The sequence below is a fragment of the Streptomyces cyaneus genome (assembly GCF_004028635.1).
GTDB lineage: Bacteria > Actinomycetota > Actinomycetes > Streptomycetales > Streptomycetaceae > Streptomyces > Streptomyces cyaneus.
Window position 1 is genome coordinate 126,254 of record NZ_ML138678.1, and the last position, 23,961, is coordinate 150,214.

Below are 23,961 nucleotides of genomic sequence, written 5' to 3' on the forward strand. Positions count from 1 at the left end.
CCCGGGCCACTCATCGGAGGACTGACGCGAGCGACTCGAACGTCTCTGACGACAGTCAGTCGACCGACACAGCCGCTCGGATCTCCTCAGCGAAGCGTGACGCCGCGTCACGCAACGCGACGACGTCGGGTCCGTGCCGCAGCACACCCCGGCTGACATTCGGGACGACGTTGCGTACCGCAGCACCGAAGACCCGGGGAAGATCGGCCGGGGTTGCTCCCTGTGCTCCGATGCCGGGCGCGAGGAGCGGACCGTTGATGTCGAGGTCGTAAGTCGACAGGTCGCCGAGTGTGGCTCCGACGACGGCCCCGAAGGAACCCAGAGGCTCCTCCCCCGCGTTCTCGACAGCCAGGTGCCCCAGCATCGTCGCGCCGACGTTCCGGCCGTCCGCGCGGATCGCGTGCTGGACCTCGCCGCCCTCCGGGTTCGAGGTCAGCGCGAGCACGAACAGACCGGTGCCGCTCTCGCGCGCGAGCGCGATCGCCGGCGACAGCGACCCGTAGCCGAGATACGGCGAGACCGTCAACGCGTCCGAGAACAGCGGGGAGTCCTTCCGCAGGAAGGACTCGGCGTACGCGGCCATGGTCGAGCCGATGTCGCCGCGCTTGGCGTCCATCGCGACCAGCGCACCGGCCGCCCGCGCCTCCTCCACCGACTTCTCCAGCACCGCGATGCCACGGGACCCGAAGCGCTCGAAGAACGCGCTCTGCGGCTTGAGCACGGCGACCCGGTCGGCCATCGCCTCGACGACCGTCCGGCTGAACCGCTCCAGGCCGGCCACGTCGTCGTTCAGGCCCCACTCGGCGAGCAGGGACGCGTGCGGGTCGATTCCGACGCACAGCGGGCCACGCTCGTCCATCGCGCGGCGGAGGCGTGCACCGAAGGGTTCCAGAGCAGTCATGCGGCTTCCTCGGCCTTCCTGACGTCGGCGCCGACCGCGTCGGCGAGGGTGGCGTACGGGCTGGTGCGCAGGCGCGCGGCCAGCCCCTTGTGGATGGCGCGACCCCAGAAGGGCCCCTCATAGATGAAGGCGCTGTATCCCTGGACCAGCGTGGCGCCCGCCAGGATCCGCTGCCAGGCGTCCTCGGCGTTCTCGACGCCGCCGACGCCCACGAGGGTGATCCGGTCGCCCACGCGCGCGTACAGGCGCCGCAGCACCTCCAGGGAGCGCGCCTTCAGGGGCGCGCCGGAGAGACCGCCGGTCTCCTTCACCAGGGAGGATTCGGATTTCAAACCGAGCCCCTCGCGCGCGATCGTGGTGTTCGTGGCGATGATCCCGTCCAGGCCCAGCTCGACGGCCAGGTCGGCGACCGCGTCCACGTCCTCGTCGGCGAGGTCGGGCGCGATCTTCACCAGGAGCGGGACACGGCGGTTCGCGACAATACGGTCAGCGGCCTCGCGCACGGCCGTCAGCAGCGGCCGCAGCGCCTCGGTGGCCTGGAGGTTCCGCAGGCCTGGCGTGTTCGGCGAGGAGACGTTGACCACCAGGTAGTCGGCGTACGGCGCCAGCCGCTCGGTCGACTTCACGTAGTCGCCGACGGCCTCCGCCTCCGGGACGACCTTGGTCTTGCCGATGTTGACGCCCACGACGGTCTTGAACAGGGGCCTACGGGAGGCCAGACGGGCCGCGACGGCCAGCGAGCCCTCGTTGTTGAAGCCCATGCGGTTGATCAGCGCCCGGTCCTTCACGAGCCGGAACAGCCGCTGCTTGGGGTTGCCCGGCTGCGCCTCCCCCGTCACCGTGCCGATCTCGACGTGGTCGAAGCCCAGCATCGACATCCCGTCGATGGCGACGGCGTTCTTGTCGAAGCCGGCGGCGAGGCCGAAGGGGCCGTGCATGCGCAGCCCGAAGGCCTCCGTGCGCAGCTCCTTGTAGCGGGGCGCGAGCGCGGCGGCGACGAAGGTGCGCAGCACGGGGATCCTGACGGCGAGTCGGATCCAGCGGAAGGCCAGGTAGTGGGCCTTCTCGGGGTCCATTCGTTTGAAGACGAGATTGAAGAAGATCTTGTACATGATTCCCTCATGAAGAGGGGGACACCGTTTCCGGTGTCCCCCTCAGGGCTGCTAGTCGCGGGCCGCGGTCAGGTGTTCCGCGTGTTCCTGGAGCGAACGGACGCCCACATCACCGTGGTTGAGGGCGTCGATGCCCTGGACGGCGGCGGCGAGTGCCTGGACCGTGGTCAGGCAGGGCACCGAGCGCGCCACGGCCGCCGTACGGATGTCGTAGCCGTCGAGGCGGCCGCCGGTGCCGTACGGGGTGTTGACGATGAGGTCGACCTCGCCGTCGTGGATGAGCTGGACGATGGTCTTCTCACCGTTGGGGCCGGTGCCCTCGGACTGCTTGCGCACGACCGTGGCGTTGATGCCGTTGCGCTTGAGGACCTCGGCGGTGCCGGACGTGGCGAGCAACTCGAAGCCATGGGCGACCAGTTCACGCGCCGGGAAGATCATCGATCGCTTGTCGCGGTTGGCGACCGAGATGAAGGCGCGGCCCTTGGTGGGCAGCGGACCGTAGGCGCCCGCCTGCGACTTGGCGTACGCCGTGCCGAAGACGGAGTCGATGCCCATGACCTCACCCGTGGAGCGCATCTCCGGGCCGAGGACCGTGTCGACGCCGCGCCCGTGGATGTCGCGGAACCGCGACCACGGCATGACGGCCTCCTTGACGGAGATCGGCGCGTCGAGCGGGAGCTCGCCGCCGTCGCCGTTCGCCGGGAGGAGTCCCTCGGCGCGCAGTTCGGCGATGGTCGCGCCCAGCGAGATCCGGGCGGCGGCCTTCGCCAGCGGCACCGCGGTCGCCTTCGAGGTGAAGGGAACCGTACGGGACGCGCGCGGGTTGGCCTCCAGGACGTACAGGATGTCGCCGGCCATCGCGAACTGGATGTTGATCAGGCCGCGGACCCCGACGCCCTTCGCGATGGCCTCCGTGGAGGCCCGCAGGCGCTTGATGTCGAAGCCGCCCAGCGTGATCGGCGGCAGGGCGCACGCCGAGTCGCCGGAGTGGATGCCGGCCTCCTCGATGTGCTCCATGACGCCGCCGAGGTAGAGCTCCTCGCCGTCGTAGAGGGCGTCGACGTCGATCTCGATCGCGTCGTCCAGGAACCGGTCGACGAGGACCGGCCGCGAGGGGCTGATCTCGGTCGACTCGGCGATGTAGGACTCCAGCCGGGTCTCGTCGTACACGATCTCCATGCCGCGCCCGCCGAGCACGTACGACGGCCGCACCAGGACCGGGTACCCGATCTCGTCGGCGATGGCCTTGGCACCGGCGAAGGTGGTCGCGGTTCCGTGCTTGGGGGCCGGTAGGCCTGCCTCGGCGAGCACGCGCCCGAACGCGCCGCGGTCCTCGGCGGCGTGGATGGCCTCGGGGGACGTACCGACGATCGGTACGCCGTTGTCCTTCAGCGCCTGCGAAAGACCCAGCGGGGTCTGGCCGCCGAGCTGCACGACGACACCCGCGACGGGACCGGCCTGCTGCTCGGCGTGGACGATCTCCAGCACGTCTTCCAGCGTCAGCGGCTCGAAGTACAGGCGGTCGGAGGTGTCGTAGTCCGTGGAGACGGTCTCCGGGTTGCAGTTGACCATCACGGTCTCGTACCCGGCGTCGCTCAGCGCGAAGGAGGCGTGGACGCAGGAGTAGTCGAACTCGATGCCCTGGCCGATGCGGTTCGGGCCGGAGCCCAGGATGATGACGGCCGGCTTCTCACGCGAGGCGACCTCCGTCTCCTCGTCGTACGAGGAGTAGAAGTACGGCGTCCTGGCCGCGAACTCGGCGGCACAGGTGTCGACCGTCTTGTAGACCGGGCGGATGCCCAGCGCGTGCCGCACCTCGCGCACGACGTCCTCGCGCAGCCCGCGGATCTCGCCGATCTGCTGGTCGGAGAAGCCGTGCCGCTTGGCCTCGGCGAGCAGCTCGGGGGTGAGCTCCGGCGCCTCGGCGAGCTCGTCGGCGATCTCCTTGATGAGGAAGAGCTGGTCGACGAACCAGGGGTCGATCTTCGTGTACTCGAAGACCTCCTCGGGCGTGGCGCCCGCGCGGATGGCCTGCATGACCGCGTTGATACGGCCGTCGGTGGGCCGTACGGCCTCGCGCAGCAGCTCGGCCTTGTCGCCGGGCTCGCCGACGAAGGTGAACTGGCTGCCCTTCTTCTCCAGCGAGCGCAGCGCCTTCTGGAAGGCCTCGGTGAAGTTGCGGCCGATGGCCATGGCCTCGCCGACCGACTTCATGGTGGTGGTCAGCGTGGAGTCGGCCTGCGGGAACTTCTCGAAGGCGAACCGCGGGGCCTTGACGACCACGTAGTCGAGCGTCGGCTCGAAGGAGGCCGGGGTCTCCTGCGTGATGTCGTTCGGGATCTCGTCGAGGGTGTAGCCCACGGCGAGCTTGGCGGCGATCTTGGCGATCGGGAAGCCGGTCGCCTTGGAGGCGAGGGCCGAAGAACGCGACACGCGCGGGTTCATCTCGATGACGATCACGCGACCGTCCTCGGGGTTCACCGCGAACTGGATGTTGCAGCCGCCGGTGTCGACGCCGACCTCGCGGATGACGGCGATGCCGATGTCGCGCAGGGTCTGGTACTCGCGGTCGGTGAGCGTCATCGCGGGCGCGACGGTGATCGAGTCACCGGTGTGCACGCCCATGGGGTCGAAGTTCTCGATGGAGCAGACGACCACGACGTTGTCGTGCTTGTCGCGCATCAGCTCCAGCTCGTACTCCTTCCAGCCGAGGATGGACTCCTCCAGGAGCACCTCGGTGGTCGGCGAGAGCGTGAGGCCCTGGCCGGCGATGCGGCGCAGCTCCTCCTCGTCGTGCGCGAAGCCGGAGCCGGCGCCGCCCATGGTGAAGGACGGGCGGACGACGACCGGGTAGCCGCCGAGCGTCTCGACGCCCGCGAGGACGTCGTCCATGGAGTGGCAGATGACCGAGCGCGCGGACTCGCCGTGGCCGATCTTCTGTCGTACGGCCTCGACGACCTCCTTGAACAGGTCGCGGTCCTCGCCCTTGTTGATGGCCTCGACATTGGCGCCGATCAGCTCGACGCCGTACTTCTCGAGCGTGCCCGCCTCGTGCAGCGAGATGGCCGTGTTGAGGGCCGTCTGGCCGCCCAGGGTGGGCAGCAGGGCGTCCGGGCGCTCCTTGGCGATGATCTTCTCGACGAACTCCGGGGTGATCGGCTCGACGTAGGTGGCGTCGGCGATCTCCGGGTCGGTCATGATCGTCGCCGGGTTGGAGTTCACGAGGATGACCCGCAGGCCCTCGGCGCGCAGGATGCGGCACGCCTGGGTGCCGGAGTAGTCGAACTCGGCGGCCTGGCCGATGACGATCGGGCCGGAGCCGATGACCAGGACGGACTGGATATCGGTGCGCTTAGGCACGCTGGCCCTCCATCAGGGATACGAAGCGGTCGAACAGGTAGGCGGCGTCGTGCGGGCCCGCTGCCGCTTCGGGGTGGTACTGGACGCTGAAGGCCGGCTTGTCGAGGAGGTGGAGGCCCTCCACCACGTTGTCGTTGAGGCAGACGTGGGAGACCTCGGCGCGGCCGTAGGGGGTCTCGGAGACCTTGTCGAGCGGGGCGTCCACGGCGAAGCCGTGGTTGTGCGCGGTGACCTCGACCTTGCCGGTCGTGCGGTCCTGCACCGGCTGGTTGATGCCTCGGTGGCCGTACTTCAGCTTGTAGGTGCCGAAGCCGAGCGCGCGGCCCAGGATCTGGTTGCCGAAGCAGATGCCGAAGAGCGGGGTGCCGCGCTCCAGGACCGCCTGCATGACGGAGACCGGGTGGTCGGCGGTGGCCGGGTCGCCCGGGCCGTTGGAGAAGAACACGCCGTCCGGGTTGACGGCGTAGACGTCCTCGACGCTCGCCGTCGCGGGCAGCACGTGCACCTCGATGCCCCGCTCGGCCATCCGGTGCGGGGTCATGCCCTTGATACCGAGGTCGACGGCGGCGACGGTGAACTTCTTCTCGCCGATCGCCGGGACGACGTACGCCTCCTTCGTGGCCACCTCGGCGGAGAGGTCGGCGCCCTTCATCTCAGGTGCCTGGCGGACCTCGGCGAGCATGGTGCCCTCGTCGGGCAGCGCGTTGCCGGAGAAGATGCCGACGCGCATGGCGCCGCGCTCACGCAGGTGACGCGTCAACGCGCGCGTGTCGATGCCGGAGATCCCGACGACGCCCTGGTGGCGCAGCTCGTCGTCCAGCGAGCGCCGGGAGCGCCAGTTGGAGGGCACGCGCGCGGGGTCGCGCACGACGTACCCGGCGACCCAGATCTGCTTGCTCTCCGGGTCCTCGTCGTTGACGCCGGTGTTGCCGACGTGCGGGGCGGTCATCACGACGACCTGGCGGTGGTACGACGGGTCGGTGAGGGTCTCCTGGTAGCCGGTCATGCCGGTGGAGAACACGGCCTCGCCGAAGGTCACCCCCACGGCCCCGTAGGCGCGGCCGCGGAACATGCGGCCGTCCTCCAGGACGAGTACGGCGGGAGCCGCCTTGTGCCTCTGCGAGGCGGTCCCCTGGATGGAGGTCGTCATCGTTCGGCGCCTTCCGTGCTGTTGGTGTTGATCATGGAGTTAATGAGGTCGACCCACTCGTTGTGCTCGGCCGCGTGGTCCGAACGGAACCCGGAGTCGATCAGCCGCTCGCCGTGCGCCCATGTCACGACCAGCAGACCGCCCTCGGTGAGGACCTTGCCGGCGATGCCCTTGTCGAGCCGGGCCTCACGCAGCTGTGCGGCCGGGACGAAGAAGTCGGGCGCCCCGGGGCGTACGACGTCCAGTCCCGCGTCCGTCAGCGTGAGCTCGACCCGGCTGCGGGTGCCCAGGCCGTGCGCCACGATGCGGTCCAGCCACTGACCGGCGGTGGTCGAGCCGTGGTAGCGGCCGCTCATGCTCAGTCTGGCCGGGCCGGGGTCGTCCGGCGCGCTGGGCAGCTCGGGCAGGTCGCCCTGGAGCGTGCCGCGCCACTTCCAGCCCTCGCGCATCAGCCAGTAGACGAGCGCGACGAAGAGGAGGAGTCCGACGACCCAGCCGATGCGGGCGGCCCAGTCGGTCACTTCGGCCGACTTCTCTTCGACCGCGAGTCCGGTGCCGGCTGCGAGCAGTGTTGCAGGTGTCACGTGAGCTTCCCGTCGACGAGCGTGGCCTTGCCCCGGAGCCACGTGTGCGTCACACGGCCCGGCAGCTCACGTCCCTCGTACGGAGTGTTGCGGCTGCGCGAGGCGAAGCCCGCGGGGTCCACGGACCCACGGTATTCCGTGTCGACGAGCGTGAGGTTGGCGGGCTCACCAGCCGAGACGGGGCGGCCGTGCCCCTTCGCCTGCCCGATCTCGGCGGGCTTGAAGGACATGCGCTCGGCGACCCCGGCCCAGGTGAGGAGCCCGGTGTCCACCATGGTCTCCTGCACCACCGACAACGCGGTCTCCAGGCCGACCATGCCCATGGCGGCCGCGGCCCACTCACAGTCCTTGTCCTCGTGCGGGTGCGGGGCGTGGTCGGTGGCCACGATGTCGATCGTGCCGTCGGCGAGCGCCTCGCGCAGGGCCAGCACATCGCGCTCGGTACGCAGCGGCGGGTTCACCTTGTAGACCGGGTTGTACGTCCGCACCAGCTCGTCGGTGAGGAGGAGGTGGTGCGGGGTGACCTCGGCGGTGACGTCGATGCCCCGGGACTTGGCCCAGCGCACGATCTCGACGGAGCCTGCGGTCGACAGGTGACAGATGTGCACGCGGGAGCCGACGTGCTCGGCCAGCAGGACATCCCGGGCGATGATCGATTCTTCGGCCACCGCGGGCCAGCCACCGAGCCCCAGCTCGGCGGAGACGACACCCTCGTTCATCTGGGCGCCCTCGGTCAGCCGCGGCTCCTGCGCGTGCTGGGCGACGACGCCGCCGAAGGCCTTCACGTACTCCAGCGCCCGGCGCATCATCACGGCGTCGTCGACGCACTTGCCGTCGTCGGAGAAGACGGTGACGCCCGCGGCCGACTCGTGCATGGCGCCCAGCTCGGCGAGCTTCTTGCCCTCCAGGCCGACGGTCACGGCACCGATGGGCTGCACATCGCAGTAACCGTGCTCCTGGCCGAGCCGGTAGACCTGCTCGACGACACCGGCCGTGTCGGCGACGGGGAAGGTGTTGGCCATGGCGAACACGGACGTGTAGCCGCCGCCGGCCGCCGCGCGCGTGCCGGTCAGCACGGTCTCGGAGTCCTCGCGCCCGGGCTCACGCAGATGGGTGTGCAGGTCGACCAGGCCCGGCAGCAGCACCTTGCCCGCCGCCTCGACGACCTGGGCGCCCTCGGCGGACAGCCCGCTGCCCACGGCCTCGATGACGGAGCCGTCGATCAGCACGTCCTGCGGCTCGCCGCCGAGCACCTTCGCACCACGGATCAGGATCTTGCTCATCTGTCTTACTTCTCCTCGGTGGTACGGGCGGGGGTGAGGGCGGGTTCGTTGCCCCCGAGCAGCAGATACAGAACGGCCATCCGGATGGACACTCCGTTTGCGACCTGCTCGACGACGGTGCAGCGCTCGGAGTCGGCGACCTCGGCGGTGACCTCCATGCCGCGGACCATCGGGCCGGGGTGCATCACGATGGCGTGCTCGGGCATCTTGGCCATGCGGTCGCCGTCGAGGCCGTAGCGCCGCGAGTACTCGCGCTCGGTCGGGAAGAACGCGGCGTTCATGCGCTCACGCTGCACGCGCAGCATCATCACCGCGTCGGACTTGGGCAGCGTGCTGTCGAGGTCGTACGACACCTCGCAGGGCCAGGTCTCGACGCCGACCGGCACGAGGGTCGGCGGGGCGACGAGGGTGACCTCGGCGCCGAGGGTGTGCAGCAGGTCGACGTTGGAGCGGGCGACCCGGCTGTGCAGGACGTCGCCGACGATCGTGATGCGCCTGCCGTCGAGGTCCTGCCCTATCCCGGCGTCCCGCCCGACGAGTCGCCGCCGCATGGTGAAGGCGTCCAACAGGGCCTGGGTGGGGTGCTGATGGGTGCCGTCGCCGGCGTTGATGACGGCCGCGTCGATCCAGCCGGAGTTGGCGAGGCGGTACGGGGCTCCGGAGGCGCCGTGCCGGATGACGACGGCGTCGACGCCCATGGCCTCCAGGGTCTGGGCGGTGTCCTTCAGGGACTCGCCCTTGGACACGCTCGAACCCTTGGCGGTGAAGTTGATGACGTCCGCGGAGAGGCGCTTCTCCGCGGCCTCGAAGGAGATACGCGTGCGCGTGGAGTCCTCGAAGAAGAGGTTCACGACGGTGCGGCCGCGCAGGGTCGGCAGTTTCTTGATCGGCCGGTCGGCGACCCGGGCCATCTCCTCGGCGGTGTCGAGGATCAGGACGGCGTCGTCGCGGGTGAGGTCGGCGGCCGAGATGAGATGACGCTGCATCTGTCAGGCTCCGTAAGGCAGTTCGGGAGATTACGGGCAGGTCCGGGCACGCCGAAGGGAGGCGTCCCCGCCGACTTGCTACTGGGTCTGCTTGGCGCCGAGCAGTACGGTGTCGCGACCGTCCTCCTCGGCGAGCTGGACCTTGACCGTCTCCCGCAGCGACGTGGGGAGGTTCTTGCCGACGTAGTCGGCGCGGATGGGCAGTTCGCGGTGGCCTCGGTCGACGAGGACCGCGAGCTGGACCGCGCGCGGACGGCCGATGTCGTTCAGGGCGTCGAGAGCGGCACGGATGGTGCGCCCGGAGAAGAGGACGTCGTCGACGAGGACGACGAGGCGGCCGTCGATGCCGTCACCGGGGATCTCGGTGCGGGCCAGCGCACGCGGCGGGTGCATGCGCAGGTCGTCGCGGTACATGGTGATGTCGAGCGAGCCGACCGGGACCTTGCGCTCGGTGATCTGCTCGAGCTTGGCGGCGAGCCGCTGGGCGAGGAAGACGCCGCGGGTCGGAATGCCGAGGAGCACCACGTCGTCGGCGCCCTTGGCGCGCTCGACGATCTCATGGGCGATGCGGGTCAAGACCCGCGCGATGTCAGGGCCTTCGAGGACGGGCCGGGCATCGGACGCTTGCGCGTCCTGCTGCTTGTCCATACGAAAAGGACCTCCTTCTCCGCCTCACGGGACGGACCTTAAAGGACGTCTGGTTTGCGCCATCTACCGTAGCAGGCCGGGGAGGCACCCTCATTCACCCCCTTGGCCCAATCGGCCACCGATAGCACGGAAGCGTCGGTGTGGACCATTCGGCTTGCCGCGCCAGAGTAACGCTGCGTAACCTCACAGTGAGTTACCAACTGCGCGGCATGGAACCCAAGCCAGTCGCGTCGACACAGTGTCCGGGGAGCTATATGTCCAGCGAATACGCCAAACAGCTCGGGGCCAAGCTCCGGGCCATCCGCACCCAGCAGGGCCTTTCCCTCCACGGTGTCGAGGAAAAGTCCCAGGGACGCTGGAAGGCCGTCGTGGTCGGTTCGTACGAGCGCGGCGACCGCGCCGTGACCGTGCAGCGCCTCGCGGAGCTGGCGGATTTCTACGGCGTTCCGGTGCAGGAACTGCTGCCGGGCACCACGCCGGGCGGCGCCGCCGAGCCGCCGCCGAAGCTGGTCCTGGACCTGGAGCGGCTTGCCCACGTGCCGGCCGAGAAGGCGGGTCCGCTGCAGCGCTATGCGGCGACCATCCAGTCGCAGCGCGGTGACTACAACGGCAAGGTGCTCTCGATCCGCCAGGACGACCTGCGCACACTCGCCGTCATCTACGACCAGTCCCCCTCGGTCCTCACCGAGCAGCTGATCAGCTGGGGTGTGCTGGACGCGGACGCGCGCCGCGCCGTCTCCCACGCCGAGGAGAGCTGAGCACTCCAGGGGTTCGACCCAGTTCGCAGAAACGTGCCGCCGGGGTGGCCGGAACTTTAGGGTTCCGGCCACCCCGGCGGCGTTCTGAGGGCCTCGTGGGGCGTAGTCGTACCGGAATGCCGGAGGGCCCGCAGCGCCACCGCTGCGGGCCCTCCGGCGATTTTCCCTGCTTACGCCTCATCCCGGCGCAGCGAGGGCTTCAGGTCCTTGAGCCGGCCGAGCAGCCCGTTGACGAACGAGGGCGACTCGTCCGTGGAGAACTCCTTCGCCAGCTGCACCATCTCGTCGAGGACGACCGCGTCCGGGGTCTCGTCGACCCAGATCAGCTCGTACGCGCCGAGGCGCAGGATGTTGCGGTCCACGACCGGCATCCGGTCGAGCGTCCAGCCGACCGAGTACTGCGCGATCAGCTCGTCGATGCGCTGCGCGTGCTGCGCGTAGCCCTCGATCAGCTGCATCGTGTACTCGCTCACCGGCGGCTGCCGGGTGTCGGCCCGGGAGAGCCGGATCCAGTCCGCGAGGACCGTCAGGACGTCGGCCCCGCGCTGGTCGCCCTCGAAGAGGATCTGGAAGGCGCGCTTGCGGGCCGTGTTGCGGGCAGCCACGGTTAGCTGTTCACCCGGCCGAGGTAGTCGCTGGTGCGGGTGTCGACCTTGATCTTCTCACCGGTGGTGATGAAGAGCGGGACGTTGATCTGGTGACCGGTCTCCAGGGTGGCGGGCTTGGTGCCGCCGGTGGAGCGGTCGCCCTGGACGCCCGGCTCGGTCTCCTGGATGACGAGCTCGACGGCGGCCGGCAGCTCGACGAAGAGCACCTCGCCCTCATGCTGCGCGACGGTGGCGGTGAAGCCCTCGATCAGGAAGTTGGCGGCGTCACCGACGGCCTTGCGGTCGACCATGAGCTGGTCGTAGGTCTCCATGTCCATGAAGACGAAGTACTCGCCGTCCATGTACGAGAACTGCATGTCGCGCTTGTCGACGGTGGCCGTCTCGACCTTCACGCCGGCGTTGAAGGTCTTGTCGACGACCTTCCCGGAGAGCACGTTCTTGAGCTTGGTGCGCACGAAGGCCGGGCCCTTGCCGGGCTTGACGTGCTGGAACTCGACGACGGACCAGAGCTGGCCGCCTTCGAGCTTGAGCACCATGCCGTTCTTGAGGTCGTTCGTGGAAGCCACGGTTGCGGAATCTCCTGGACTGACGTGGACGACCCCGGCGCACGCTCCTGTCTAAAGGGCGAGCAGCTCCTTGGTCGTGATGGTGAGTAGCTCGGGTCCGCCGTCCGCCTCGGGGCGGACGACGAGCGTGTCATCGATCCGGACGCCGCCCCGGCCCGGGAGGTGGACCCCCGGTTCGACGGTGACCGGCACGCAAGCGTCCAGTTTACCCATGGCCGCGGGAGCCAACTGCGGGTCCTCGTCGATTTCGAGTCCCACACCGTGCCCAGTCAGGGCCGGAAGGCCCTGGGCGTACCCCGCCGAGTCCAGCACCTGACGTGCCGCGCGGTCAACATCGCGGTACGCGGCGCCGGGTGCCAGCGCCTCCCGTCCGGCGCGCTGGGCGGCGAAGACGAGGTCGTACAACTCGATCTGCCAGTCGGCGGGGGACGTACCGATGACGAAGGTACGGCCGATCTCGCACCGGTAGCCGCGGTATGTGGCCCCCAGACAGACGGAGAGGAAGTCGCCCTCCTCGACGCGGCGGTCGGTGGGCCGATGGGCTCGTCGGCCGGCGTTCGGGCCGGTGGCGACGGAGGTCCGGAAGGCGGGGCCGTCGGCACCGTGATCGACCAGGCGCCGTTCGAGTTCCAGGGCGAGGTGGCGTTCGGTGCGGCCGACGAGGATGGATTCGAGCAGTTCCCCGAGCGCCTGGTCGGCGATCTCCGCGCCGATCCTGAGGCAGGAGATCTCCTCCTCGTCCTTGACCACCCGGAGCTGCTCCACGGCTCCGCCGAGGTCGGCGAGGCGCAGGCGCGGCACGACCGAGCGGATGGCCCGGTGGCGGGCCACGGTGAGGTGGTGCTCCTCCACCGCGAGGGAGACCCCGCCCTGCGCTGCCGCGAGGTCGGCCGCGGCGACGGCGGGGTCGCCTCCGGCGCTGGGGAGGGTGTGGATCCGCAGTGCCTCGTCGGGGCGGCCCTCGGTGGGGCGGTCGTCGGGAGGTTCGGCGCACACGAGCAGGTCTTCGGTCTTGCCGAGGAGCAGCACGGAGCCGTGCGGGGCGGCGCCCGCGAGGTAGCGGACGTTGGCGGGGCGGGAGATCAGCGCGGTGGCGCTGCCGCTGGCTTGGCAGCGGTCCCTCAGCCGGGATCGGCGGGTGGCGTACACCTCTGACATGACCCGAGCGTAAGAGCTTCGCGGGGTTGGCGCCGGTTGAGGGCGTCTGAGTGGGCGGTGCCCGGATTGTGCCGGCCGGGAGGGTGCCGTTCGGGGGACGGGGTGCCATGCGAGGTTGTGTGCCGTCTGCGGGTGAGTGGGGGCTTGTCGCGCAGTTCCCCGCGCCCCTCAGGGCGTCCAGTCACCTTGGCTACCAGTTCGGGGGGCTTGCGATGGACCTTGCCAGTACGTCGTCCAGTACCTGGGCCGTCTGTGGGACGTCGAGCTGGGAGTTGTCGATGATCGGCAGGCCCGAGCCGTACCAGCCCGCCATGCGGCCGTGGATGCGGGCGACCTCCTCGTCGGTGAGGCGGCGGTTGCCCGTGCGCTCGGCGTTGCGCTCCAGGACGATCTCCAGGCCCGGAAGCAGGACGACCGGCAACAGTCCCGGGCCCACGTGGCGCTTCCAGCCGCCCAGGCCGACCACCGGGCGGTCGGGGAAGACCGCGTCGTCGAGGATGCAGGAGATGCCGTTGGCCAGGTAGTTGCGCGCGGCGAAGCCGCAGGTGCGGCGGGCGAGGCGGTACTGGGCCTCGGAGTTGTCGTTCCACCCGGACTGCGGGTCGGCGAAGCCCGAGCGGACCCATTCGCGTACGTCATCGAGGCTGATGTGGGCCGTGGGGACCCTGCGGTGGTCCGCCCAGTATTTGGCGACGCTCGTCTTGCCGGCTCCCGCCGGCCCGATGAGCAGTACCGCGAGAGTCGTGGCCGACGGGTCGGGTGCCGCCGTCGCGGGCGGGGTGCTCGGCATGGCGACGGGGCCGCCGGGCGGCAGCGGTACATGGCCCGTGGTGTCGGGCGTCGGCGGGGCCGGAGCCTGGACGTGCTGGGGCGCGGGCGGGACCGGTCCGGCGGGTGTGAAGCCCGGTGCAGGTGCCGGGGGCGGCGGGGGCACGGGGGCCGACCCCTGGTGGGGGGCGGATCCCTGCGGGGCATGGCCCTGGTGCTGGGCGGGTGCCTGGGGCGCGCCCGGGTGGTGCTGCCCCGGGTGTTGTGCGGCCTGCGACCAGCCGTGCCCCGGCTGGTGGGGCGGCGGCAGCGGAGAACCCACTGCGTGCTGCATCCGGTGCCACTCCATCTCGTCTTCCATGGCCATTGGCGCTGGCAGCAGGGCACGAACCCCGCTTCCGCTACCGAACGGTACCGCCCCCGGCCGCCGTTTGGTGAACGGCCGGGGGCGGTCTGAAGTGCCCATCGCCACATGCGAATCGGACGGAAAGGTGGTTCGGCGGACTTAAAAGGCGGTTCGGCGGACTTACTGGCCGACTTCGCCGTACGCGGCGAGCAGGACGGCCGGGTCCGGCCCCTCCAGGACGGTCGGCTTGGCCAGGCCGTCCAGCACGATGAAGCGGAGCAGGTCGCCGCGGGACTTCTTGTCGACCTTCATGTTCTCCAGCAGCTTGGGCCACTGGTCGTGGCGGTAGAACAGCGGCAGGCCGACCGATTCGAGGATCGTGCGGTGGCGGTCGGCCGTCGCATCGTCCAACCGCCCGGCGAGACGGCCGAGTTCGGCGGCGAAGTGCATGCCGACGGAGACCGCCGCGCCGTGCCGCCACTTGTAGCGCTCGTTCTTCTCGATGGCGTGGCCGAGCGTGTGGCCGTAGTTGAGGATCTCCCGCAGCCCCGACTCCTTCAGGTCCGACGAGACGACCTCGGCCTTGACCCGGATGGAGCGCTCGATCAGCTCGGCGGTGTGCGGGCCGGCCGGGGTGCGGGCGGCTTCGGGGTCGGACTCGATGAGTTCCAGGATCGCCGGGTCGGCGATGAAACCGGCCTTGATGATCTCGGCGAGACCGGAGACGTAGTCGTTGACGGGCAGCGAGTCCAGCGCGGCCAGGTCGCACAGCACACCGGTCGGCGGGTGGAAGGCGCCCACGAGGTTCTTGCCCTCGGCGGTGTTGATGCCGGTCTTGCCGCCGACGGCCGCGTCGACCATGGCGAGCACAGTGGTCGGGACGGCGATCCAGCGCACCCCGCGCAGCCAGGTCGCCGCCACGAACCCGGCCAGATCGGTGGTCGCGCCGCCGCCGACGCCGACGATGACGTCGGAGCGGGTGAAGCCGGACTGGCCCAGCGCCTTCCAGCAGTAGGCGGCCACCTCGGCGGTCTTGGCCTCCTCCGCGTTCGGCACCTGGATCGCGACCGCCTCATAGCCCTGCTCGGCCAGGTCGGCCCGCAGCGCCTCGCCGGTCTCGGCCAGCGCCTCCGGGTGGACGACGGCCACCCGCTTGGCCTTGCTGCCGATCAACCCGCCCAGCTCGCCCAGGAGTTGACGGCCCACCAGGACCTCGTACGGGTCGGTCCCCGCGGTGCCGCCGACCTGGATCCGGGTGACTGCCTCGCTCATGCTTCCTTCAACTCCAGTGTGTCCAGGGCGATTTCGGTGACCTCTTCGGGCGTACGGCCATCGGTGGCGACGACGGCCGTGGCGACCTCCTCGTACAGGTGCCGACGGGCCTCCATCAGCTCGCGCCACTGCTTGCGCGGGTTGACCGCCAGCAGCGGGCGGGCCGCGTTCAGCCCGGTCCGCTTGACCGCCTCCTCGACGTCCATCGACAGGTACACGACCCGCCGGCCCGCGAGCAGCGCGCGCGTGTCCGCGTCCAGGATCGAACCGCCACCCAGCGCGAGAACACCGTCGTGTTCGGCCAGAGCCCGGTGCACCGCCTGCTTCTCGACGGCACGGAAGGCGGACTCACCCTCGTCGACGAAGATCTCGGCGATGGTCCGGCCCTGCTCGGCCACGATGTCGTCGTCGGTGTCCCGGTAGGTGACGCCCAGCCGCTCGGCCAGCAGCTGCCCGACGGTCGACTTGCCCACCCCCATCGGGCCGACCAGGACGACCAGCGGCCCGCTCATCGGATGGCGAGGTTGTCGAGGTACGACGTCACGTTGCGGCGCGTCTCGGCCACGCTGTCACCGCCGAACTTCTCCGCCACCGCGTCCGCGAGCACCAAGGCAACCATGGCCTCGGCGACGATGCCGGCGGCCGGGACCGCGGACACGTCGGAGCGCTGGTGGTGCGCCTGCGTGGCCTCGCCAGTGGTGACGTCCACGGTCTGCAGGGCGCGCGGCACGGTCGCGATCGGCTTCATCGCGGCACGGACCCGCAGCAGCTCACCGGTGGTGAGGCCGCCCTCGGTGCCGCCGGAACGGCCGGAGACACGGCGGATGCCCTCGGGCGTGTTCACGATCTCGTCGTGCGCCTTGGAACCGGGCACCCGCGCCAGCTCGAAGCCGTCACCGATCTCGACACCCTTGATCGCCTGAATGCCCATGAGCGCGCCCGCGAGTCGGGCGTCCAGCTTGCGGTCCCAGTGCACGTGCGAGCCCAGGCCGACGGGGACGCCGTACGCGAGGATCTCGACCACGCCACCGAGGGTGTCGCCGTCCTTGTGGGCCTGGTCGATCTCGGCGACCATCGCCTTCGACGCGTCGGCGTCCAGGCAGCGCACGGGGTCGGCGTCCAGCTTCTCGACGTCGGCCGGGGTCGGGTAGACGCTCTGCGGCGCCTTCGCCGAGGCCAGCTCCACAACGTGGCTGACGATCTCGATGCCGGCCGTCTCCTTGATGTACGACCGGGCGACCGCGCCCAGCGCCACACGGGCCGCCGTCTCCCGCGCCGAGGCACGCTCCAGGATCGGCCGGGCCTCGTCGAAGCCGTACTTCTGCATGCCCGCGAGGTCGGCGTGGCCGGGACGCGGGCGGGTCAGCGGCGCGTTGCGGGCGAGGCCCGCGAGGATCTCCGGGTCGATGGGGTCGGCCGCCATGACCTGCTCCCACTTCGGCCACTCGGTGTTGCCCACCATGATCGCGACCGGGGAACCGAGGGTCAGGCCGTGCCGGACGCCGCCGAGGAAGGTGACCTCGTCGCGCTCGAACTTCATGCGCGCACCGCGTCCATAACCGAGCCGGCGCCGGGCCAGGTGGTCCGCCACCATCTCCGTGGTGATCGGCACGCCGGCGGGAAGGCCCTCCAGCGTCGCCACGAGTGCGGGACCGTGGGACTCCCCCGCGGTCAGCCAGCGCAACCTGCTCAACGGTGCTCCTCAGTGCTCGCGCCCTGGTACTGCCCTGCGTACGCGCGTCCTCGCGTACGTCGACGGCGCGACCAGGTGCGCGGCCCTGGCCCGCCACCTTCGATCCTCCCACGTCCGGGCCCGGAGCCCGGCCGCCGGTCCACCAAGCGGACGGCGGATGGACGTCGCCGCGCGCCGGAAGGGATCACGCGTGGCCGTTGCCCTGACCCTGTTGTGGCGCGTACGCGCCGAGGAAGTCGGCGCCGCTCGGCGACTGCCCCGGTTGTGGCGCAGCCTGCTCAGGAGCGTACGGCCCCAGATAGTCGGCGCCCCGCCCCTGCCCGTGCTGCACCGCCGCCTGGACAGTCTGTCCCCTGCGTACCGCCCGCCGGCGGTCGATCTTGCGCTTCAGCTTGAAGCCCCAAGACCCGACGACAAGGAGCACGACCAGGACAAGCACCGGGATCTGCACCCAGTCCGGCATGAACTGCAGGACGATCTCGAATATCTCGCCCTTGCCGGACGCCAGCGAAACACCAGTGGACACAGCTCGTACTCCCCCTCGGACCGCTCCGCCCCCTGCGGAACTCAGCGGATCCTAGCGGCCCGCGAGCGCGCGCTCCCCCGCTTTTCGCATGGCCTCCAGGGGCGCCGGCACACGGCCCGTCATCTGCTCCACCTGGAGCACAGCCTGGTGCACCAGCAGGTCGAGACCGCTGACGACGGCTCCGCCGTACATGGACCAGCGAGCCGCGAGGGCGGTCGGCCAGGGGTCGTAGAGCACGTCGAACAGCGTGGCGGGGCGCTCCGGTACGGCGGCGGCGAGTGCGTCGGTCGTACCGGCCGGGGTGGTCGCGATCACCAGCGGCGCGCGCAGCGCCCGGTCCGCGTCGGCCCAGTCCGCCGTACGGAGTTCGACGTCGAGCCGCTCGCCCCACTGCCGCATCTCGGCGGCGCGGGCCTCGCTGCGTACATACGCCACGACCTCACCGGTGCAGATGCGCGCGAGCGCGGCCAGCGCGGAGGAGGCGGTGGCGCCGGCGCCGAGGATGGCCGCCGAGTCGACCTGTTCGATGCCGCGCTCCCGCAGCGCGGCGACCATGCCGGGGATGTCGGTGTTGTCGCCGACGCGGCGGCCGTCCTCGGTGAAGACGATCGTGTTGACCGCCTCGACCGAGGCCGCCGTCTCGCTGATCTCGTCGAGCAGCGGGATGACGGCCCGCTTGAGCGGCATGGTCAGCGACAGCCCGGCCCACTCCGACCCGAGTTCCGCGAGGAAGCCGGGCAGAGCGGCCTCGTCGATCTCGAAGCGGTCGTACGACCAGCCCGTGAGCTTCAGTTCCTCGTAGGCCGCCCGGTGCAGCACCGGGGAGAGGGAGTGGGCGATGGGCGAACCGAGGACGGCCGCCCGGCGGGCGTCAGTTGCCCCTGCTCTCATTGAACTTGTCCTTGAGCCTGAGGAATTCATCGTGGGTCTTGGCGAATTCGGTCTTGTTCACACCGTCGGTCGCCACGAAGTAGTACCAGCCCTGGTCAGTCGGATTCAGCGTCCCCTTCAGCGCGCCGTCCCCCGGGTTTCCGATCGGGCCGGGCGGCAGACCCTTGTGGTAGTACGTGTTGTACGGGTCCGGGTTGCTCTTGATCTCCGACTCACTGATGTCGATGTTGCTCTGACCCTTCAGGTAATTGAAGGTCGAGTCGAACTGCAGGGCACCGTAGGTCTCGGGGTTCGCGAGGTCGAGACGGTTGTAGACCACCTCCGCCATCTTGCGGTAGTCGTCGTCGGTCTTGCCCTCGGCCTGGACGAGGCTGGCGACCGTGACGACCTGCAGCGGGTTGTCCAGCTTGAGCGCCTTGGCCTTGGACTCCAGACCCAGCGCCTCGTACCTGTCCGCGGCCCGGGTCACCATCTCCTTCAGCACGACCTCGGGCTTCATGCCCTTTGCGGCGGGATAGGTGCCCGGGTACAGGAAGCCTTCCAGCGGGTCCTTGATCTCGCCGTTGTCGTTCGCCCAGCTCGGAAGTCCGAGGCTCTTGTATTTCTCCTCAGCGGCCTTCTCGGTGGTGCCGGACGACAATTCGAGCTGCTCGTCGATCGCCTTGTAGACGACCGCATTCCGCTCGCCCGGCCTGACCAGAACGTTGTTCTGACTCTTGGGGTCGAGCATCATCTCGACGGCGCTCGCTGCGGACATCTGCTTCTTCAACAGATAGGCGCCCGCCTGGATCTTGTCTCCGTCGGGGTTCTCCGCCTGGGCGGAGACGAATGCGTCGACGCTCTTCACGACGCCGGCCGCCTTCAGCTTCTGACCGATCTCGGATCCGAACGCACCCTTGGGAATCTCGACGGTCACCGTCTCACTCGTGCCGTCACCCGCGAAGTCCGGCGCATCGCCGAAACGATCCTGGTAAAACTGGTACCCGAAATATCCGACTCCGGCCACGCCCCCGGTGAAGATCAGAACGACCACCAGACAGGCCATCCCGCTGCGCCGCTTCTTGGGCTTTCCGCCCCGGCCCCGGCGGTCACCGCGTCCACGGCCGCCTCCCGACTCGTCGTCCAAGTCGTCTTCGTCCTCGTCGCCGCCGCCGGCGAAGAAGGCGTGTTCGCCCTGGTCAGGACCCGGGTCCCAGTCGGTCTGCGGCGGCTCCGGCTCGGCCTGCCGCCGACTCGGCGGCGCCGGCGGGGGGTACGCGTCGGGTGTGCCGTAGTAGTCCTGCTGCTCACCGCCGTACGCCGCGGCCTGCTGCCCGTACGGGTCCGTCGGGTCGGGGTACTGGGCGTGGGCGTGTGTGCCGTTGGCCCAGCCGTTGTGGTCGTACGACTGCTGCCCCTGGCCCCCGTACTGCTGCTGTTCGTACTGCTGCGGGTACTGCCGGCCCTGCTCCGGGTACTGCTGACCCTGCTGCTGGTACTGCTGCGCCTGACCGTATGCGGCCTGCTGGCCGTTGCCCCAGTCGCCGTAGTGCTGCGGCTGCTGCGGCTGCTCCGGATAGTGCTGCGGCTGGCCGCCGTAGGCAGCCTGCTGGCCCGCATGGGCCTGCTGCCCTTCCCATCCGCCGTCCCCGAACAACGGGTCCTCGGGATGCCACGGTTCGGAGCCAGGGCCCCGGCCATACTCAGTCATCGATCCCCTAGAGCCGCGAGGCGGCGGTCACGCGGCTGGTGTAGCTCCGGCTCCCGTCCCGCCTCTCTTTGTGCCCCGGCTGTTCGAAAACCGGCGCATCGCGCGGAACGTTACCGTATCGCGATCAGATGACCACTTCGACGCCCTCTCCGGGAGCTTTACCTGACACCCGTTCGGATTCGAGTGCCTGCTGCAAGATGATCACAGCGGCTGCCTGGTCGATCACCGACCGGCCCTTCTTCGACTTCACGCCCGAGGCGCGCAGTCCCTGACTGGCCGTCACGGTCGTCATGCGCTCGTCCACGAGCCTGACCGGTACTGGCGCGATCATGCGGGCCAGTTCCTGGGCGAAGCCCCTGACCTTGACCGCGGCCGGGCCCTCGCCTCCCTTGAGGGAGCGAGGGAGACCGACGACGACCTCGATCGGCTCGTACTCCTCGACGAGTTGCCTGAGGCGGCGGTGGGCTGCCGGGATGTCCCTGCCCGGGACCGTCTCCACCGGGGTGGCGAGGATCCCGTCGGGGTCGCACGAGGCAACCCCGATGCGGGCGTCCCCGACGTCGATCGCCAGGCGACGGCCGCGGCGCATGCCCCGGCCGTCGCCACTCGCCTGTGTCTCGGCGCTCACTTGGCCGATTCCGCCACGAGGCGTTCGACGGCGTCGACGGCCTCGCCGACGGCGGCCGGGTTCTGGCCGCCGCCCTGGGCGACGTCCGGCTTGCCGCCACCGCCGCCGCCGAGGGTCTTGGCGGCCGTACGGACCAGGTCGCCGGCCTTGAGGCCACGCTCACGGGCGGGCTCGTTGGTGGCGATGACCGTGAGGGGCTTGCCGTTGTTGACCGTGAACAGGGCCACGACCGCGGCGCGCCCGCCCTGGATACGGCCGCGCACATCGAGGACCAGCTTGCGCAGGTCGTCCGGCGTGGTGCCGTCCGGGACCTGGCCGGTGACGACGGCGATGCCGCGGACGTCCTTGGCGGACTCGGCGAGACCGGCGGCGGCCTGCAGCACCTTCTCGGCGCGGAACTTCTCGATCTCCTTCTCGGCGTCCTTCAGCTTGCCGAGCATGGCGGAGACCTTCTCCGGGAGCTCCTCCGGGCGGCCCTTGATCAGCTCCTGGAGCTGGGCGACGACCGTGTGCTCACGGGCGAGGAAGTTGTAGGCGTCGACGCCGACGAGGGCCTCGATACGGCGCACACCGGAGCCGATCGACGACTCGCCGAGCAGCTTCACCAGGCCGAGCTGGGCGGTGTTGTGCACGTGCGTGCCGCCGCACAGCTCCTTGGAGAAGTCGCCGATGGTCACGACGCGGACGCGCTCGCCGTACTTCTCGCCGAACTCGGCGATGGCGCCCTGCTTCTTGGCCTCGTCGATGCCCATGACCTCGGCGTGCACGTCGAGGTCGCGGGCGAGGACCTCGTTGATCTTCTGCTCGACGTCGGTCATCACGGCCGTCGGCACGGCGGACGGCGAACCGAAGTCGAAGCGGAAGCGGCCGGGCTGGTTCTCGGAACCGGCCTGGGCGGCCGTCGGGCCGAGGGCGTCACGCAGGGCCTGGTGGGTGAGGTGCGTGGCCGAGTGGGCGCGGGCGATGGCCCTGCGGCGGAGCGAGTCGATGGAGGCGTGGGCCTTGGCACCGACCGTCACCTCACCGACCTGCACGACGCCCTTGTGGACGTACACGCCCGGCACCGGCTTCTGGCAGTCGCGGACCTCGATGACGGCACCGGTGTCGACCTTGATGCGGCCGGTGTCGCCGATCTGGCCACCGCCCTCGGCGTAGAACGGGGTGCGGTCGAGGACGATCTCGACCTCGTCGCCCTCGGTGGCGGCCGGGGAGGAGGCGCCGTCGACGAGGATGCCGACGATGGTCGACTCGCCCTCGGTGTCGCTGTAACCGATGAAGTCCGTCTCACCGACCTTGTCGGCGATCTCCCGGTAGGCGCCGGCGCCGGCGTGGCCGGTCTTCTTGGCCTGGGCGTCGGCCTTGGCGCGCTCCCGCTGCTCCTTCATCAGGCGGCGGAAACCGTCCTCGTCCACGGAAAGGCCCTGCTCGGCGGCCATCTCCAGGGTGAGGTCGATCGGGAAGCCCCAGGTGTCGTGGAGCAGGAACGCCTTGTCGCCGGGCAGCACGGCGGAACCGGCCGCCTTGGTCTCGGTGACGGCGGTGTCGAGGATGTTGGTGCCGGCCTTGAGCGTCTTGAGGAAGGCGTTCTCCTCGGCGAGGGCGACCTTCTCGATGCGCTCGCGGTCGGTGACGAGCTCGGGGTACTGCTGGCCCATCATGCCGATGACGACGTCGATCAGGTCCTTGACGACCGGACCGGTGGCGCCGAGCAGCCGCATGTTGCGGATGGCGCGACGCATGATGCGGCGCAGCACGTAGCCGCGGCCCTCGTTGCCGGGGGTGACGCCGTCGCCGATGAGCATCACCGACGTACGCATGTGGTCGGTGACCACGCGCAGGGAGACGTCCGAGCCGTGGGCGTCGCCGTACGCGACACCGGTCAGCTCGGTGGCCTTGTTGATGACGGCCATGGAGGTGTCGATCTCGTACATGTTCTGCACGCCCTGCAGAATCATGGCGAGACGCTCGAGGCCGAGGCCGGTGTCGATGTTCTTGCTGGGCAGTTCGCCGAGGATCTCGAAGTTGTCCTTGCCGACGCCCTCGCCACGCTCGTACTGCATGAAGACGAGGTTCCAGATCTCCACGTACCGCTCGTCGTTGACGGCGGGGCCGCCCTCGACGCCGAACTCGGGGCCGCGGTCGTAGTTGATCTCGGAACAGGGGCCGCAGGGGCCGGGGACGCCCATGGACCAGTAGTTGTCCTTCATGCCGAGGCGCTGGATGCGCTCCTTCGGCACACCGACGACCTCGTGCCAGATGCGCTCGGCCTCGTCGTCGTCCTTGTAGACGGTGATCCAGAGCTTCTCCGGCTCCAGGCCGTAACCACCCTTGTCCTGGGGGCTGGTGAGCAGCTCCCAGGCGTGCTTGATGGCGCCTTCCTTGAAGTAGTCGCCGAAGGAAAAGTTGCCGCACATCTGGAAGAACGTGCCGTGGCGGGTGGTCTTGCCGACCTCTTCGATGTCGGGCGTGCGCACGCACTTCTGCACGCTGGTCGCGCGCGCGAAGGGCGGCTTGACCTCACCCAGGAAGTAGGGCTTGAAGGGCACCATGCCGGCCGGGACGAGGAGCAGAGTCGGGTCGTCCGCGATGAGCGACGCCGAAGGGACGACGGTGTGCCCGCGCTCCTCGAAGAAGCTCAACCAGCGGCGGCGAATCTCGGCCGACTCCATCAGTGGTCCTCATTCCGGTTGTACGAGTACGTCTGGTACGTCGATCCCTCGACGTACTTCGGGTTGTTGCGGTTCTCGATGGCGGTGTACCGCCGGGGCGGAAGGAGTTCCTGGTCGACGGGGGCGTTGATGCCCAGCGCGTCGCCCAGTTCCTCCTCCCGCTGGGCCATGTTGTCGCGGACGTCGAGCGCGAAGCCCACCGCGCGGTCCTTGAGCCGGTGGCCGGCCTCGATCGCCTTGTTCGCCGCGCTCGCGGCGAGGTTCTCGGGGGTCAGCTGCTTCAGCTTCCGGTTGACCTTGGTGGTGGCCCACACACCGGCGGCGACGCCCGTGGTGAACCAGAACGTACGGCGGAACATGCTGG

The 23,961-nt window shown here is 69.9% G+C and carries 22 protein-coding genes; 1 reads left to right on the top strand and 21 read right to left on the bottom strand.

What is annotated here, in order from left to right; genetic code table 11:
• Positions 1-55: 55 nt before the first annotated feature.
• From pyrF to pyrR, 8 genes are all read right to left on the bottom strand, one after another.
• Entirely contained in the window at positions 56-901 is an 846-nt protein-coding gene (pyrF, locus tag EHO50_RS00555) for an orotidine-5'-phosphate decarboxylase (RefSeq protein ID WP_128427754.1), read from the bottom strand.
• Positions 898-2,013, bottom strand: coding sequence for a quinone-dependent dihydroorotate dehydrogenase (locus tag EHO50_RS00560; protein ID WP_128427757.1), 1,116 nt, complete (start codon positions 2,011-2,013; stop codon positions 898-900). Before EHO50_RS00560 ends, pyrF begins: the two co-directional genes overlap by 4 nt.
• Before the next feature lie 51 nt (positions 2,014-2,064).
• Positions 2,065-5,373: a carbamoyl-phosphate synthase large subunit gene (gene carB / locus EHO50_RS00565; protein ID WP_128427759.1), complete on the bottom strand. Its 3,309-nt coding sequence runs from the start codon at positions 5,371-5,373 to the stop codon at positions 2,065-2,067.
• On the bottom strand, positions 5,366-6,523 hold the full coding sequence (gene carA / locus EHO50_RS00570) for a glutamine-hydrolyzing carbamoyl-phosphate synthase small subunit (protein WP_128427762.1): 1,158 nt from the start codon (positions 6,521-6,523) through the stop codon (positions 5,366-5,368). The genes carB and carA overlap by 8 nt, the downstream gene beginning before the upstream one ends.
• Positions 6,520-7,107, bottom strand: a complete 588-nt coding sequence (locus EHO50_RS00575; protein WP_181449532.1) for a PH-like domain-containing protein — start codon at positions 7,105-7,107, stop codon at positions 6,520-6,522. The genes carA and EHO50_RS00575 overlap by 4 nt, the downstream gene beginning before the upstream one ends.
• The gene (locus EHO50_RS00580; protein WP_128427765.1) at positions 7,104-8,390 is read right to left on the bottom strand and encodes a dihydroorotase; all 1,287 of its coding nucleotides are present in this window, start codon (positions 8,388-8,390) and stop codon (positions 7,104-7,106) included. Before EHO50_RS00580 ends, EHO50_RS00575 begins: the two co-directional genes overlap by 4 nt.
• Positions 8,391-8,395: 5 nt before the next feature.
• On the bottom strand, positions 8,396-9,376 hold the full coding sequence (locus EHO50_RS00585) for an aspartate carbamoyltransferase catalytic subunit (protein WP_128427767.1): 981 nt from the start codon (positions 9,374-9,376) through the stop codon (positions 8,396-8,398).
• 78 nt (positions 9,377-9,454) lie between these two features.
• Positions 9,455-10,024, bottom strand: coding sequence for a bifunctional pyr operon transcriptional regulator/uracil phosphoribosyltransferase PyrR (gene pyrR / locus EHO50_RS00590; RefSeq protein ID WP_128427770.1), 570 nt, complete (start codon positions 10,022-10,024; stop codon positions 9,455-9,457).
• Between the two features lie 254 nt (positions 10,025-10,278).
• Between pyrR and bldD the strand changes: the two genes are divergently transcribed.
• The gene (bldD, locus tag EHO50_RS00595; RefSeq protein WP_004002691.1) at positions 10,279-10,782 is read left to right on the top strand and encodes a transcriptional regulator BldD; all 504 of its coding nucleotides are present in this window, start codon (positions 10,279-10,281) and stop codon (positions 10,780-10,782) included.
• 170 nt (positions 10,783-10,952) lie between these two features.
• On the opposite strand, the gene nusB is transcribed toward bldD, so the two are convergent.
• From nusB to EHO50_RS00665, 13 genes are all read right to left on the bottom strand, one after another.
• Positions 10,953-11,387 carry a transcription antitermination factor NusB gene (gene nusB, locus EHO50_RS00600; protein WP_128427773.1) on the bottom strand — a complete coding sequence of 145 codons (435 nt, stop codon included), beginning with the start codon at positions 11,385-11,387 and terminating at the stop codon, positions 10,953-10,955.
• A gap of 2 nt (positions 11,388-11,389) precedes the next feature.
• Entirely contained in the window at positions 11,390-11,956 is a 567-nt protein-coding gene (efp, locus tag EHO50_RS00605) for an elongation factor P (protein WP_062722568.1), read from the bottom strand.
• Positions 11,957-12,007: 51 nt separating this feature from the next.
• A complete protein-coding gene (locus EHO50_RS00610) occupies positions 12,008-13,114 on the bottom strand; it encodes an aminopeptidase P family protein (protein ID WP_128427776.1) in 1,107 nt (368 codons plus the stop codon).
• 190 nt (positions 13,115-13,304) lie between these two features.
• Entirely contained in the window at positions 13,305-14,216 is a 912-nt protein-coding gene (locus EHO50_RS00615; protein WP_128427778.1) for a Pro-rich N-terminal domain-containing protein, read from the bottom strand.
• 192 nt (positions 14,217-14,408) lie between these two features.
• The gene (gene aroB, locus EHO50_RS00620; RefSeq protein WP_128427780.1) at positions 14,409-15,500 is read right to left on the bottom strand and encodes a 3-dehydroquinate synthase; all 1,092 of its coding nucleotides are present in this window, start codon (positions 15,498-15,500) and stop codon (positions 14,409-14,411) included.
• Complete coding sequence (locus tag EHO50_RS00625) at positions 15,497-16,012, bottom strand: shikimate kinase (RefSeq protein ID WP_128427783.1); 516 nt, start codon at positions 16,010-16,012, stop codon at positions 15,497-15,499. Before EHO50_RS00625 ends, aroB begins: the two co-directional genes overlap by 4 nt.
• Entirely contained in the window at positions 16,009-17,193 is a 1,185-nt protein-coding gene (aroC, locus tag EHO50_RS00630) for a chorismate synthase (RefSeq protein WP_128427785.1), read from the bottom strand. Before aroC ends, EHO50_RS00625 begins: the two co-directional genes overlap by 4 nt.
• 184 nt (positions 17,194-17,377) lie before the next feature.
• A complete protein-coding gene (locus EHO50_RS00635; RefSeq protein WP_128427788.1) occupies positions 17,378-17,719 on the bottom strand; it encodes a hypothetical protein in 342 nt (113 codons plus the stop codon).
• 51 nt (positions 17,720-17,770) lie between these two features.
• On the bottom strand, positions 17,771-18,610 hold the full coding sequence (locus EHO50_RS00640; RefSeq protein WP_128427791.1) for a shikimate dehydrogenase: 840 nt from the start codon (positions 18,608-18,610) through the stop codon (positions 17,771-17,773).
• The gene (gene mltG, locus EHO50_RS00645) at positions 18,591-20,300 is read right to left on the bottom strand and encodes an endolytic transglycosylase MltG (protein WP_128427793.1); all 1,710 of its coding nucleotides are present in this window, start codon (positions 20,298-20,300) and stop codon (positions 18,591-18,593) included. Before mltG ends, EHO50_RS00640 begins: the two co-directional genes overlap by 20 nt.
• 124 nt (positions 20,301-20,424) lie before the next feature.
• Positions 20,425-20,889 (bottom strand): Holliday junction resolvase RuvX, encoded by a 465-nt coding sequence (gene ruvX / locus EHO50_RS00655; RefSeq protein WP_128428906.1) that lies wholly within the window; start codon positions 20,887-20,889, stop codon positions 20,425-20,427.
• A 35-nt stretch (positions 20,890-20,924) separates the two neighbouring features.
• Positions 20,925-23,597: an alanine--tRNA ligase gene (alaS, locus tag EHO50_RS00660; RefSeq protein WP_128427796.1), complete on the bottom strand. Its 2,673-nt coding sequence runs from the start codon at positions 23,595-23,597 to the stop codon at positions 20,925-20,927.
• The gene (locus EHO50_RS00665; RefSeq protein ID WP_128427799.1) at positions 23,597-23,956 is read right to left on the bottom strand and encodes a hypothetical protein; all 360 of its coding nucleotides are present in this window, start codon (positions 23,954-23,956) and stop codon (positions 23,597-23,599) included. The genes alaS and EHO50_RS00665 overlap by 1 nt, the downstream gene beginning before the upstream one ends.
• Positions 23,957-23,961: the final 5 nt, after the last annotated feature.

What these genes read in the sequence shown, in the direction of transcription:
- pyrF (WP_128427754.1), bottom strand. Translation starts at nt 901, where the DNA reads ATGACTGCTCTGGAACCCTTCGGTGCACGCCTCCGCCGCGCGATGGAC.
- EHO50_RS00560 (WP_128427757.1), bottom strand. Translation starts at nt 2,013, where the DNA reads ATGTACAAGATCTTCTTCAATCTCGTCTTCAAACGAATGGACCCCGAG.
- carA (WP_128427762.1), bottom strand. Translation starts at nt 6,523, where the DNA reads ATGACGACCTCCATCCAGGGGACCGCCTCGCAGAGGCACAAGGCGGCT.
- EHO50_RS00580 (WP_128427765.1), bottom strand. Translation starts at nt 8,390, where the DNA reads ATGAGCAAGATCCTGATCCGTGGTGCGAAGGTGCTCGGCGGCGAGCCG.
- EHO50_RS00585 (WP_128427767.1), bottom strand. Translation starts at nt 9,376, where the DNA reads ATGCAGCGTCATCTCATCTCGGCCGCCGACCTCACCCGCGACGACGCC.
- pyrR (WP_128427770.1), bottom strand. Translation starts at nt 10,024, where the DNA reads ATGGACAAGCAGCAGGACGCGCAAGCGTCCGATGCCCGGCCCGTCCTC.
- bldD (WP_004002691.1), top strand. Translation starts at nt 10,279, where the DNA reads ATGTCCAGCGAATACGCCAAACAGCTCGGGGCCAAGCTCCGGGCCATC.
- EHO50_RS00610 (WP_128427776.1), bottom strand. Translation starts at nt 13,114, where the DNA reads ATGTCAGAGGTGTACGCCACCCGCCGATCCCGGCTGAGGGACCGCTGC.
- EHO50_RS00615 (WP_128427778.1), bottom strand. Translation starts at nt 14,216, where the DNA reads ATGCAGCACGCAGTGGGTTCTCCGCTGCCGCCGCCCCACCAGCCGGGG.
- aroB (WP_128427780.1), bottom strand. Translation starts at nt 15,500, where the DNA reads ATGAGCGAGGCAGTCACCCGGATCCAGGTCGGCGGCACCGCGGGGACC.
- EHO50_RS00625 (WP_128427783.1), bottom strand. Translation starts at nt 16,012, where the DNA reads ATGAGCGGGCCGCTGGTCGTCCTGGTCGGCCCGATGGGGGTGGGCAAG.
- EHO50_RS00640 (WP_128427791.1), bottom strand. Translation starts at nt 18,610, where the DNA reads ATGAGAGCAGGGGCAACTGACGCCCGCCGGGCGGCCGTCCTCGGTTCG.
- mltG (WP_128427793.1), bottom strand. Translation starts at nt 20,300, where the DNA reads ATGACTGAGTATGGCCGGGGCCCTGGCTCCGAACCGTGGCATCCCGAG.
- ruvX (WP_128428906.1), bottom strand. Translation starts at nt 20,889, where the DNA reads ATGCGCCGCGGCCGTCGCCTGGCGATCGACGTCGGGGACGCCCGCATC.
- alaS (WP_128427796.1), bottom strand. Translation starts at nt 23,597, where the DNA reads ATGGAGTCGGCCGAGATTCGCCGCCGCTGGTTGAGCTTCTTCGAGGAG.
- EHO50_RS00665 (WP_128427799.1), bottom strand. Translation starts at nt 23,956, where the DNA reads ATGTTCCGCCGTACGTTCTGGTTCACCACGGGCGTCGCCGCCGGTGTG.